Source organism: Sediminibacterium sp. (assembly GCF_051860225.1).
Lineage (GTDB): Bacteria > Bacteroidota > Bacteroidia > Chitinophagales > Chitinophagaceae > Sediminibacterium.
This window is the reverse complement of sequence record NZ_JBHYEI010000003.1, coordinates 348,526-361,583: the sequence shown is the minus strand read 5'-3', so window position 1 is coordinate 361,583 and position 13,058 is coordinate 348,526. Positions and strand designations below refer to the sequence as shown.

Genomic DNA, 13,058 nt, shown 5'->3' with positions numbered 1-13,058 from the left:
TTTATTGTAGTTGGTTTTTATACTCTTGAATAACTTGTTTAAAATGTGCTACTGTTTTTTCTACCGAATCGCTGCTTCTACCACCTGAAGCATTGGCATGGCCACCGCCCTCAAAATGATTTCTCGCAAATTGATTTACATCAAACCCACCTTTGCTTCTGAAACTCCATTTACGCTCTTCTGTTCTATCAATAACGATAGCACCAAAACGAATGCCCTTGATGGTTAGTAAATAATTGACCAACCCTTCGGTATCGCCTGTTTTAATATGGTATTTCTGCAAATCGGCTTGGTGAATATACATGATAGCTGTATTGTATTCATACAATACTTCCATTCTGTTTAACAAAGCAAAGCCAATGAATCGTAGTCTGCTCTCTAAGAAATTATCATAAATATGATTATGTACTTGAGAATGATCAAAACCGGTTTCTTTTAACTCGGCCACCATCCGATGTACACTTGCCTTAGTAGAAGGGAATCTGAAAGACCCTGTATCGGTCATCGTTCCTGTGTATAAACAAGTAGCAATATCTTGCGTAAGCTCTTCTCTACCGCCAGCTTCCACTATAAAATCATATACCATTTCGCAGGTAGAACTTTTTCCAGTATCACTAATTCCAAAATTAAAATTGGGCTCATCAGGTTGTTCATGATGATCTATCAAAACTTTAATGGCTTTGGATGATGCTAAAAATGGGGCTAGATGTTTGGTCCGATGAAAAATATTAAAGTCTAAACAAAATAGAATATCTGCTTGGTCTAAAACGCCCAAAGATTTTTCTCTTTGCCCTTCAAAATTGATTACAGTCTCAATTCCTGGCAACCACTCTAAAAAATCAGCCCAATTAGTGGGTGAAATAACTGTTACCTGATGACCCCGATTGTGTAGAAAATGATACAAGCCTAATGTAGAACCCATTGCATCGCCATCGGGCTTCTGGTGCATGGTAATCACAATTTGCTTTGGCTCAGATAATAATGGGTAGAATTCGTTAATCAGTTGCATATAATCGGGCAAAAATGCAGCTTCTTCATTAGTCTGTCAAAAGATTTTGAATAATTTATTGAAATTTTAGCGATTGAATACTACTCAACCCCTTGCTATTCCTTACTTTTGCGCCGAAATTAAACAAATATGAGCAATAGAACATTTACCATGATTAAGCCTGATGCTACCCAAAAAGGGTACACAGGAGCCATTTTAGACCAGATAATTAAGGCTGGCTTTTCTATTAAAGCAATGAAATGGACCCGCTTAACTCCTGAGCAAGCAGGTCTTTTCTATGATATTCACAGAGAGCGTCCTTTTTACCAGGAACTAGTTGATTTCATGAGCAGTGGTCCAATTGTAGCAGCTGTTTTAGAAAAAGAAAATGCAGTAGCAGATTTCAGGACTTTGATTGGAGCTACCAACCCAGCTCAGGCTGCTGAAGGAACCATCCGCAAATTATTTGCAGCATCTGTTGGTGAAAACGCCGTTCACGGAAGTGATAGCGATGAAAATGCAATCATTGAAGCAGACTTTTTCTTCTCTAAATTAGAAAGATTCTAAGTGTAAGCCGCTTATTGAAAGTCTTTGATCAGCATTAAATATTGTTGAACCCGACCCCTAGTGGTCGGGTTTTTTATTTACTAATCATTTCCCCTACATTTCATCCTTTTGATTTGCTTTCTTTAAAAGTCCATTGTATCTTTTACCACTCAATCAAGCTTAAAACTTAAACTACATGAATAAACCTTTTATCATTGGAAAAATTTTCCTTTGTTTTTTATTGGGTCTAAGTGCAGAAAATAACTATGCACAGGGTACTATGTTACTTAGGCAACCCAATGCGAGCAAAGACCATATTGTATTTGTGCATGCAGACGATTTATGGGTGGTTGACCACAAAGGAGGTGATGCCAGAAGACTTACCAGTGCTATTGGCGCAGAAACTTCCCCAAAAATTAGCCCTAATGGAAAATGGGTTGCATTTAGTGGTCAGTATGATGGCAATACAGATGTGTATATAGTTCCTATTGAAGGAGGAGATCCAAAAAGATTAACCTGGCACCCTGGCCCCGATATTACACAAGGTTGGATGCCCGATGGCAATTCCGTTTACTTTACTTCTAGCAGAGAAGGCTATCCTACGGTGAATACTAAATTTTTCAAAGTATCTGTAAATGGAGGCACACCTGAAGCATTACCATTACCATTTGGATTTGTAGGGAGTATTTCGAATGATGGAGCTACCATGGCTTTTCAACCCTACAGCTTTTGGGATCCAGAGTGGCGCAACTATCGCGGCGGCCAAGCTCAACCTATATGGCTTTTTAATTTAAAAACATTTGAAACAACTAAAACGGTACAGGGCAATAAAGAAAGACATACCGCTCCTACTTGGAACAATGGTATTTTGTATTTTTTATCGGAGCAAGATTTCATTAACAATATTTGGTCTTACGATCCTAAAACCAAAACACAAAAACAAATTACCTTCTTTAAAGACTTTGATATTAAAAATGTATCGGCCAGCAACAACAAATTGATTTTTGAGCAAGCGGGGTATTTACATAGTTATGATATTGCTACACAAAAAACCACTCAATTAAATATTGCTGTAAAAGCAGATTTAAATTGGGGAAGACCAAGATGGAATAATTTAACAGCAGCCAATTTATCCAACCCACAATTATCTCCTTCTGGTAAACGTGCCGTATTTGAAAGCAGGGGTGAAATTTTTACCGTACCAAAAGAAAATGGTGATTGGAAAAACATCAGCAACTCTACTGGTACAGCAGATAGAGCGCCAATATGGTCGCCTGATGGTCAAAAAATTGCTTGGTTCTCCGATGAAAATGGAGAATACCAATTAACGGTAAAAGACCAATTTGGATTGCAAACAGCGCAAACATTTGCGATGCCGAATAAGAAATTTTATTTCACACCAGCATGGTCTCCAGACAATAAATACATTGCTTTTGTAGACACTGATTATACCATTTGGTACATCGATTTAAAAACAGGTGCCTATAAAAAAGTAGATACCGATAAATATGCGCATCCTAATAGAACGATGAAACCTGTTTGGTCTCCAGACAGTAAATGGATAGCATATGTACAACAACAAAACAATCAATTCAAAGCAGTAAAAGTTTTTCAAATTGAAACAGGCCAAAGCAAATTAATTACGGATGGCTTGGCTGATGCCATTGACCCACAATGGGACGAAAGTGGAAAATACTTGTACTTTTTAGCTAGTACCGATTATGGTTTGGCTTCTGGTTGGTTAGACATGAGTAGTTATAATTATCCAGTAAATAGGGCTTTGTATATTGCGGTGTTGAGCAAAGACGCCCCCTCTCCTTTTGAACCTAAAAGTGATGATGAACCCGTAAAAAATCCTGCTGATAGTACTACTAAAACAGCAAAGCCTGCTAGTGCTTCAACAGTTTCAGTAAAAATTGATTTTGATGGATTAGCGCAGCGAATTGTGGCAGCCAACTTACCGCTGCGCAGCTATTCTTCCTTAATTGCTGGACCTGATGGTTCGGTATTTTATACGGAAGAAATGGCCAACCAAGGATCAACTTTATATAAGTACACTACAAAGGATCAAAAGAGTGTTGAGTTTGCCAAATCAGTCAGCAATGTAGTAAGCAGTGCAGATAGAAAAAATATTTTATACCGTTCTGGAGCCAACTGGTTTTTGAATGGAACCCTTGCTGCGCCTAGACCTGGGGATGGAAGATTAGCTACAGAAGGCATGCGCGTTTATGTAGATCCAGCAAAAGAAGCAGAACAAATATTCAAAGAAGGCTGGCGTTTACAACGCGACTTTTTATATGTGAACAATGTACACGGTGCTCCTTGGAATAAAATTTTTGAATGGTATCAACCTTGGGTAAAACACGTGAAGCATCGTTCCGATTTAAACTATATCATCGATATCATAAGTGGTGAAGTATCAGTAGGACATTCCTATGTAAGCGGTGGCGATTATCCCTCCGTACCTTCTATTCCTGTTGGATTATTGGGGGCAGATTATTCTGTTGAAAATGGCTTCTTTAAAATCAAGAAAATTTATACTGGTGAAAACTGGAATCCTGAATTAAAGTCTCCATTAAGTGGCCCTGGCATTAAAGTAAAAGAAGGGGATTATTTAGTAGAAGTTGAAGGCAAAAAATTAGATGCTTCCATGAATTTATACAGTTTGTTTGAGGGTACTGCTAACAAACAAATCAAGATCAAAGTAAATAGCCAACCGAGTGTAGAAGGTGCTCAATTAATCACTGTTGTGCCTATTGCCAACGAAGCGGGATTGCGCTCTAGACATTGGGTGGAAAGCAATCGCAAAAAAGTAGATGAATTATCTGGAGGCAAATTAGCTTATGTATATGTACCAAATACGGGTGACCCTGGGTACACTTCTTTTAATCGTTATTATTTTTCTCAGCAAGACAAAAAAGGAGCCATCATTGATGAAAGAAACAACGGCGGTGGATCTGCGGCGGATTATATGATAGATGTGATGAGCAGAAAATTGCAGGGCTATTTTAATAATCGCGTGGAAGGCAATAAAGTATCTACAACACCAATGGCTGGTATTTGGGGACCTAAAGTGATGATCATTAATGAGAATGCTGGTTCGGGTGGAGACTTACTCCCCTATATGTTTAAGAAAATGAATATTGGACCATTGGTAGGCACCAGAACCTGGGGTGGCTTAGTGGGCACTTGGGATACACCTCCATTTATTGACGGAGGCAGAATGGTTGCACCTAGAGGTGGATTCTTTGATACCGATGGTAAATGGGCAGTAGAAGCAGAAGGTGTTGCACCAGATATTGAAGTATTTCATGACCCCAAAGCCATCATTGAAGGCCGTGATCCACAGTTAGAAAAAGCAGTGCAAGAAGCTTTGCGTTTAATGCCAACACAAGGCATTGAATTGAAGAAGGAACCAGCACCACCGATTCGTTCGTTTAGGCCGAAGAACTAGATTTCAGATGTATCGTTTTTGCCGATTTAAAAGGCAACAAAAGTATTGAAGATGGCTTAAAATAAAAGCTCCGATCTATATTGATCGGAGCTTTTTTAGTCGGGACGACAAGATTTGAACTTGCGACCCCACGCCCCCCAGACGTGTGCGCTACCGGGCTGCGCTACGTCCCGAACTATATCCCATTAAATGAATGGGGTGCAAATATAGGGTGAAAAGAAATTTTCAGGCTATATTGCATAAAATTTTCAACTACTGCATGAACATTCTACTGAAGCAGGTGCTGATTAACGACCCCCAATCCCCTCACAACGGACAAGTACTGGATCTATTAATTGAGAACAACCGCATTAAACAAATAGGCACTCATTTATCGCATGAAAATGCCACTATTATTGACCAAGAAGGGTTGCAAGTATCAATAGGTTGGGTAGATTGTTTTGCGCATTTTGGTGACCCTGGTTTTGAATTCAATGAAAGCTTTGCTTCGGGTGCTGCAGCTGCTGCTGCAGGCGGGTTCACCAGGGTATTTACCTTACCGAATACTAAACCTATTACCGATAATAAATCCTTAGTAGAATATGCTGCTGGTCAGTCTAAACACTTACCTATTCATATTCATCCTTTGGGTGCCATTACGCAAAAAACAGAAGGCAAAGAATTGGCCGAAATGTATGATATGCGCAATAGCGGTGCCATTGCATTTTCGGATGGATTATTGCCGGTTCAATCGGCTGGCTTATTTGTAAAAGCATTGCAGTATGTGAAAGCATTCGACGGTGTGCTGATTCAACTGCCTATTGATAGAAGTATCGGCAGTGCTGGTTTAATCAATGAGGGTGTTATCTCTACCCAATTGGGCTTGCCGGGTTTACCATCAATAGCTGAAATCAGCATTTTAAAAAGAGACTTAGATTTATTAAAATACAGTGGTTCTAAAATTCATTTCACTGGTATTACGACCAAGGAATCTTTAGACTTAATTGCAGCTGCAAAAGCAGCAGGACTAAATGTAACCTGTAGTGTTACCCCCTACCATTTGTATTTTTGCGACGAAGACTTACAAGACTACAATACTTATTTAAAAGTAAACCCACCATTAAGGTCTAGAACAGATATGTTAGCTTTACGTGAAGGCGTAATGAATGGAACTGTTGATTGTATTGCATCGCATCATTTTCCGCAAGATTGGGACCACAAGATTTGCGAATTTGAATATGCTTCTTTTGGAATGAATGCCTTAGAAAGTTCTTTTAGTGTAGTAAACCATTTACTAGATGGTCTTAGCAATCAACGCTTGATTGAATTATTTTCTTTGAATGCCCGTAATATTTTTGGCCTTCCTAATACTCATATTGTTGAAAACGAAGTGGCAGAATTAACCATTTACCATCGCAATCAGGTTGCAGAATTAAAGAAAGAACATATAAAAAGTAAATCATTTAATAATGCGTTTACCAACATTGAATTAACTGGTAAAGTGTATGCCACTATTAACAACGGTCAATTAACCATTAACTAAACAAACATGAAAGCAAATTTAATCAACGAAGGAGTCAAGTACGGGGTGATCTGCGGATTAACAGCAGTTTTAATTATGTACGGAAGCTGGGCAGTAGATATAACCACATTCACTAGTGTCATGTTTGCCTCTACATTTATTCCGTACATGATCATCATTTTATTGGTGGGAGGATTTGCTGTTAGAAAACTAAACGGCGGATACCTTAATTTTCAAGAGGGTTTAAAATTCAACTTCCTAGCATACGCAGTTGCTGCTGTAATCATTGCAGTTGCAACCTATATACTTTATAATATAATCGACGAAACACTAACAGAAAAATCTGCTCAAATTGGTTTAGAAAAAACCAGGGCAATGATGGAAAAGTTTGGAGCATCAGAGGAAGATATTGAAAAAACAATGACCTCTTCTGCAGAGAGCATGAAAAAAACCGGATTGAAGGAAATCTTAATGGGTACTGGTTTAGGACTTATTTGGGATTTTGTAAAATCATTGTTGCTTACCTTAGTGATTCGTAAAGAAGAAAAATTTGAAGATCAATAATATTGCATGAATTTATCTATAGTAGTACCCTTATATAACGAAGAAGAATCACTGCCTGAATTATGTAGTTGGATTAAATCGGTTGTTGATCAACACGGTTATACCTATGAGGTATTACTAATAGACGATGGAAGCCGAGATGATAGTTGGAAAGTTATTCAAACCATTGCAGCTGCAAATCCCAATGTTAAAGGGATTAAATTTCAAAGAAACTATGGAAAGTCTGCTGCATTAAACGAAGGCTTTAAAGCAGCCCAAGGTGATGTAGTCATTACTATGGATGCAGATATGCAAGATTCTCCTGATGAAATTCCTGCTTTGTATCAAATGATTGTTGAAGATGGATTTGATATGGTAAGTGGTTGGAAGAAAAAACGTTTCGATAATACGCTTACTAAAAATATTCCTTCCAAATTGTTTAATGCCGTTGCCAGAAAAAGTTCTGGGATTAAACTACATGATTTTAATTGTGGATTAAAAGCCTACAAAAGAAAAGTGGTCAAATGCATTGAAGTATTTGGTGAAATGCACCGCTATATTCCAGTGTTAGCTAAATGGAGTGGCTTTAGAAAAATTGGGGAGAAAATAGTAGAACATAGACCTAGAAAATACGGCACTACTAAATTTGGTTGGGACCGTTTCATCAATGGTTTCCTCGATTTAGGCACTATTATGTTCTTAGGCAAATTTGGTAAGAAGCCTATGCAATTTTTTGGCTTGTATGGCACATTGGCCTTCTTAATTGGTTTCTTAACCAGTGGCTATTTAATGGTAGCAAAAATACTAGACCCTGAAGTGGGTATCACCAATAAGCCTGCTTTTTATATTGCATTGGCTGTGATGATTATTGGCATGCAATTGTTCTTAACGGGTTTCGTAGCTGAATTAGTAGCTAGAAACGCATCAGAAAGAAATGTCTACTTAATAGAAGAGAAATTAGGACTGGAAGAAGCTTAATTGTTTAGCATGGAAAAAGAGCTGATTGTAATTGGAACCACTTGGCCATTTAGAAGTGGAGGCATTGCTTCTTTTAATGAAAGATTAGCCAGACAATTTCAGCAACAAGGTTTTAAAGTAACGATTTATACTTTTTCGCTACAGTATCCGTCCTTCCTGTTCCCTGGCAAATCGCAATACAGTTCAGATCCAGCCCCTACCGATTTGACGATTCATGTGAGCATCAATTCGATCAATCCATTCAACTGGATTTGGATGGGACTCAAAATTGCAAAAGCAAAAGCACCCATTGTACTAGTTCGATTCTGGCTTCCATTCATGGGGCCTTGCTTGGGTACTATTTTACGAATCATTCGATGGAATGGGTTGTCTAAAGTGATTTGCATTGCAGACAATATTATTCCGCACGAAAAAAGATTCGGAGACTATTGGTTCACAAAATATTTTATTGGAGCGGTGGATAGTTTCATTACTATGAGTAAAAAAGTACAGCAAGACCTGAGAAGCTTCACGCAAAAAAAAGCGATTACCTGTTCACATCCTTTGTATGATAACTTTGGGAACATCATGCCAAAAGAAGCCGCCAGAAAGCATTTGGGGCTGCCAGCTAATGAAAATATCATTTTGTTTTTTGGTTTTATTAGAAAGTATAAGGGCTTAGACTTATTGCTTGAAGCCATGAAAATAGTGGCAACAAAAAATCAAGCATCCCAGAAAGCGCCAATTAAATTATTGATTGCGGGTGAATTTTATGAAGGAGAAGAAAACTATAAAGCCCTAATTAATTCACTAGGAATTCAGCATCTAATTTATTCCTTCACCGAATTTATCCCACATGACCAAGTGCAGTATTATTTAAATGCTTGTGATTTTGTAATTCAACCCTATCGCAATGCAACACAAAGCGGTGTTACCCCCCTGGCCTATCATTTTGAAAAACCGATGTTGGTGACCAATGTAGGTGCATTGCCCGATATGATTATTGCTGATCAAACCGGTTTGGTTGCCAATCCCACCCCAGAAAGTATTGCAGCAGGTATTGAAGCGTTATATTTACAAGGTGAGGATTATTTTATTGATCATCTTCGCAAGGAAAAGAAAAAATACCAATGGGATCAGTTGGTGCATACCATTGCTGATCTGGCAAAATAATTTATCAGTATGTTGAATCGAATCAGTGATATTATACAAGAGTCCATAGCGGTAAAACAAAGCCTGCTGAGTAACCCAGTACTGTTAGAACAATTATCCTTGGTAGTTGAGTCGGTTACTACTGCATTTAAAAATGGGCATAAAGTACAGTTTTGTGGTAACGGAGGGAGCGCTGCTGATGCACAACACTTAGCCGCTGAATTCTCTGGCAGGTTCTATAAAAACAGACAAGCATTGCCTTCTGATGCGCTGCATTGCAATAGCTCTTACTTAACCGCAGTAGCCAATGATTATGGGTATGATGAAGTATACAGTAGATTAGTAGAAGGCACTATGCAAGAAGGAGATATTTTAATTGGATTAAGCACTTCAGGCAATTCGCCCAATATTGTAAAAGCGTTTGAAACCGCAAAAGTCAAGAATATTACTACCGTTGGATTTACAGGGAACGGCGGTGGCAAACTGGGCGAACTTTCCCAATTTTTATTAGACATTCCCTCCAACAATACGCCTAGAATTCAAGAGAGCCATATCATGCTAGGCCATATCATTTGCGAACTGGTAGAAGCCAATTTATTCCCTTAGTATGTTTTCATTAAATCAGATTGATTTTAGTTGGACCCTTTTTTTAGATAGAGACGGGGTAATAAACTATGAAAAAAAAGAAGATTATATCCGTAACTGGGCGGAATTTAAATTTTATTCAGGAGTGCCTGAAGCCATTGCATCATTAAATGGGCTATTTGGTAAAATAATAATTGTAACCAATCAAAAAGGCATAGGCAAAGGATTAATGACTGCTGCTGATTTAGAAAGCATACACAACCCTATGTTGCAATCGATTGAAAAAGCAGAAGGCAAAATTGACCAAATCTATTATTGCCCAGATTTGGCAGATGATTCGCCAAATCGAAAACCTCAGCCTGGTATGGCTTTTCAAGCAAAGGCGGATTATCCTGAAATTGATTTAACCAGATCAATCATAGTAGGAAACAGAATGAGTGATATGAAATTTGGCAGAAATGCAGGCATGCATACCGTTTTCTTGGCTACTACTCATCCAGAAACGCCCTTTCCTGATCCATATATAGATTTTCGATTTAATCATTTAGTGTCTTTTGCGGAAGCTTGCGTAGATGCAAAAAAATGATAAAATTTTACGGAACCGTATATACCCATTTATTTACTTGTAATTTGCCGTATGTTTTCGCGTAAAATATTTTTGTTCCTAATAGTGGCTTTGTTATTCAGCATTAATAAATCAGTGTATGCTCAAACGCCAGCAAACAAAAGCGTTTTAGCGGAAGCGGAAAAAGTATTGGCAGCATCTGCTTTTGCCATACTAAATGCAGATGACACCGAAGAACGACTTAGAGCAGATAGTTTTTTTACCAGACAATTGGTTCAAGCTTTAAAAACCCCTTATTCTTTTCATTACGGATTCGATTCTTTAAAAACCATTTCAAGGTTGTATGCACCAGACAGTAGTTTCAGAATCATTACCTGGCAATTAATGAAAGACTTTAGTTATTACCGATACAAGGGAGCAATACAAATGAATACCAAGGATGGCTCATTAAAATTAATTCCTTTATACGACGGTGCAGATTTTACCGAGAACCCTTATGATTCCATTAGAACCAATCAAAATTGGATTGGTGCAGTCTATTATAATATTATTCAAAAGGAATACAACAACAAGAAATACTATACCCTACTAGGCTATGATGAAAACGATGCGAGAAGCACTAAAAAGTGGATAGAAGTATTACATTTTGATTTAGAAGGAAAGCCCTTATTTGGTGGAAAATTTTTCAATTATCCTAACGACATCAATAAGCCAAAACAACCGGTAAGTAGGTTTTGTTTGGAGTTTAAGAAACAAGCCAACGCCAAATTAAACTACGATGCTAAATTAGATCGTATTGTTTTTGTGAAGTTGATTAGCGAGTCTAATGAACCCAATAAAAAACATACCCTAGTGCCTTATGGTACTGTAGAGGGCTTTAAATGGGAGTTTGGCCGCTGGGTATATATTCCAGAATACGAAGCAGTAGAGCCCGAATAATCAGTAAATCCAGCTGGTATTAATCTAGTTTTAATACAGCCAAGAAAGCTTCCTGCGGAATTTCCACGTTACCAATTTGGCGCATGCGTTTCTTTCCTTCTTTCTGCTTTTCTAATAGCTTTCTTTTACGGCTGATATCACCACCATAACACTTGGCAGTAACGTCTTTACGGATAGCACTAATATTTTCTCTAGCAACTACCTTAGCTCCAATGGCTGCTTGAATAGCAATCTGGAATTGTTGACGTGGCAATAATTCTTTTAATTTTTCACACAATTTTCTTCCAAAATCGGTAGCCCTACCCCTATGAATAAGTGCACTTAAGGCATCTACTTTTTCATTGTTCAACAGGATATCCATCTTAACAATATCTGCTTCACGATGATCAATCGGGGTATAATCAAAAGAAGCATACCCTCTGGTAGAGCTCTTTAATTTGTCGTAGAAATCAAATACAATCTCCGTTAAAGGCATTTCAAAAATCAACTCAACCCTGGTAGGCGTTAAATAGCTTTGATTCAATAATATACCCCGTTTACCTAAGCAAAGGGTCATGATATTGCCAATATAATCGGGTAATGTAATGATCTGCGCTTTAATAAATGGTTCTTCAATGCGATCAATTTTTACTTGATCTGGCATTTCTACAGGATTATTAACTAAGATTTTTTCCCCTCTGGTAGTATAGGCATTAAAGCTAACGTTAGGAACGGTAGTAATTACCGTTTGATTAAACTCTCGTTCTAATCTTTCTTGAATAATTTCCATATGCAAGAGCCCTAGGAATCCACAACGGAAACCAAAGCCCAATGCTTGTGAGGTTTCTAATTCAAAAGTTAAAGAAGCGTCATTCAATTGTAGCTTGTCCATACAATCTCTTAACTCTTCAAACTCATCGGTGTTCACAGGGAAAATACCCGCAAAAACCATTGGTTTTACTTCTTCAAAACCATTGATCATTTCACCCGGATTATTCGCCAATGTAAGGGTATCCCCTACTTTTACTTCCTTGGCGTTTTTTATACCGGTAATAATATATCCAACATCACCCGCACTTACTTGGTCTTTGGGTGTCATTGTAAATTTGAGCACGCCCACTTCGTCGGCAATATAATCTTTCCCAGTTGCCACAAATCGGATTTTATCTCCCTTTTTCAAAGTGCCATTCATTATTCTATAATAAATAATGATTCCTCTGAAACTATTGTAAACACTATCAAAAATCAATGCTTGCAATGGAGCATCCACGCTACCTGATGGAGCAGGGATGCGTTCTACAATGGCTTGTAGTATTTCATCAATACCAATTCCAGACTTTCCACTAGCCAATAAAATATCTTCTTGCTTGCATCCAATTAAATCAATAATCTGATCGGTTACTTCCGGAATTTTAGCTCCATCCATATCAATCTTATTAATCACCGGAATGATTTCTAAATCGTTATCGATGGCTAGGTATAAGTTACTAATCGTTTGTGCTTGAATACCCTGCGAAGCATCTACCAATAACAATGCCCCTTCACAAGCAGCCAACGCACGGCTCACTTCGTAGCTAAAATCTACGTGACCGGGCGTATCAATTAAGTTGAGGGTATATACTTCCCCTTTATGAGTATAATTAATTTGAATGGCATGGCTCTTAATAGTGATACCCTTCTCACGTTCCAAATCCATATCGTCTAAGACCTGGTTCATCATATCTCTCTCACCCACCGATTTAGTATGTTCTAATAAACGATCGGCCAATGTGCTCTTACCATGATCTATATGTGCGATAATACAAAAGTTCCTAATATGCTTCATAAGGCTGCAAAGATAGGTCTGAGA

General features: G+C 38.0%; 11 protein-coding genes and 1 tRNA gene. 9 read left to right on the top strand and 3 right to left on the bottom strand.

Going from position 1 to position 13,058, the window contains the following annotated elements:
- Position 1 precedes the first annotated feature (1 nt).
- Positions 2 to 1,009, bottom strand: a complete 1,008-nt coding sequence (locus ACTIEI_RS12160) for a DHH family phosphoesterase (RefSeq protein WP_439506564.1) — start codon at positions 1,007 to 1,009, stop codon at positions 2 to 4.
- A 129-nt stretch (positions 1,010 to 1,138) separates the two neighbouring features.
- Between ACTIEI_RS12160 and ACTIEI_RS12155 the strand changes: the two genes are divergently transcribed.
- Both ACTIEI_RS12155 and ACTIEI_RS12150 read left to right on the top strand, forming a co-directional pair.
- On the top strand, positions 1,139 to 1,555 hold the full coding sequence (locus ACTIEI_RS12155) for a nucleoside-diphosphate kinase (RefSeq protein ID WP_439506563.1): 417 nt from the start codon (positions 1,139 to 1,141) through the stop codon (positions 1,553 to 1,555).
- A gap of 175 nt (positions 1,556 to 1,730) precedes the next feature.
- Complete coding sequence (locus ACTIEI_RS12150; RefSeq protein WP_439506562.1) at positions 1,731 to 4,988, top strand: S41 family peptidase; 3,258 nt, start codon at positions 1,731 to 1,733, stop codon at positions 4,986 to 4,988.
- 99 nt (positions 4,989 to 5,087) lie between these two features.
- On the opposite strand, the gene ACTIEI_RS12145 is transcribed toward ACTIEI_RS12150, so the two are convergent.
- Positions 5,088 to 5,161: transfer RNA gene (locus ACTIEI_RS12145), tRNA-Pro, on the bottom strand.
- 86 nt (positions 5,162 to 5,247) lie between these two features.
- Here ACTIEI_RS12145 and ACTIEI_RS12140 point away from each other — a divergent pair.
- From ACTIEI_RS12140 to ACTIEI_RS12110, 7 genes are read left to right on the top strand one after another with little or no spacing between them, the layout of a single operon-like run.
- Positions 5,248 to 6,510 (top strand): dihydroorotase, encoded by a 1,263-nt coding sequence (locus tag ACTIEI_RS12140; RefSeq protein WP_439506561.1) that lies wholly within the window; start codon positions 5,248 to 5,250, stop codon positions 6,508 to 6,510.
- 6 nt (positions 6,511 to 6,516) lie between these two features.
- Positions 6,517 to 7,053 carry a DUF4199 domain-containing protein gene (locus ACTIEI_RS12135; RefSeq protein WP_439506560.1) on the top strand — a complete coding sequence of 179 codons (537 nt, stop codon included), beginning with the start codon at positions 6,517 to 6,519 and terminating at the stop codon, positions 7,051 to 7,053.
- A gap of 6 nt (positions 7,054 to 7,059) precedes the next feature.
- On the top strand, positions 7,060 to 8,010 hold the full coding sequence (locus ACTIEI_RS12130; RefSeq protein ID WP_439506559.1) for a glycosyltransferase family 2 protein: 951 nt from the start codon (positions 7,060 to 7,062) through the stop codon (positions 8,008 to 8,010).
- 9 nt (positions 8,011 to 8,019) lie between these two features.
- Positions 8,020 to 9,162: a glycosyltransferase gene (locus ACTIEI_RS12125; protein WP_439506558.1), complete on the top strand. Its 1,143-nt coding sequence runs from the start codon at positions 8,020 to 8,022 to the stop codon at positions 9,160 to 9,162.
- A gap of 9 nt (positions 9,163 to 9,171) precedes the next feature.
- Entirely contained in the window at positions 9,172 to 9,747 is a 576-nt protein-coding gene (locus ACTIEI_RS12120; protein ID WP_439506557.1) for a D-sedoheptulose-7-phosphate isomerase, read from the top strand.
- Position 9,748: 1 nt separating this feature from the next.
- The gene (locus tag ACTIEI_RS12115) at positions 9,749 to 10,312 is read left to right on the top strand and encodes a D-glycero-alpha-D-manno-heptose-1,7-bisphosphate 7-phosphatase (RefSeq protein WP_439506556.1); all 564 of its coding nucleotides are present in this window, start codon (positions 9,749 to 9,751) and stop codon (positions 10,310 to 10,312) included.
- Between the two features lie 51 nt (positions 10,313 to 10,363).
- Entirely contained in the window at positions 10,364 to 11,230 is an 867-nt protein-coding gene (locus tag ACTIEI_RS12110) for a hypothetical protein (RefSeq protein ID WP_439506555.1), read from the top strand.
- A 19-nt stretch (positions 11,231 to 11,249) separates the two neighbouring features.
- On the opposite strand, the gene lepA is transcribed toward ACTIEI_RS12110, so the two are convergent.
- The gene (lepA, locus tag ACTIEI_RS12105; protein ID WP_439506554.1) at positions 11,250 to 13,034 is read right to left on the bottom strand and encodes a translation elongation factor 4; all 1,785 of its coding nucleotides are present in this window, start codon (positions 13,032 to 13,034) and stop codon (positions 11,250 to 11,252) included.
- Positions 13,035 to 13,058: the final 24 nt, after the last annotated feature.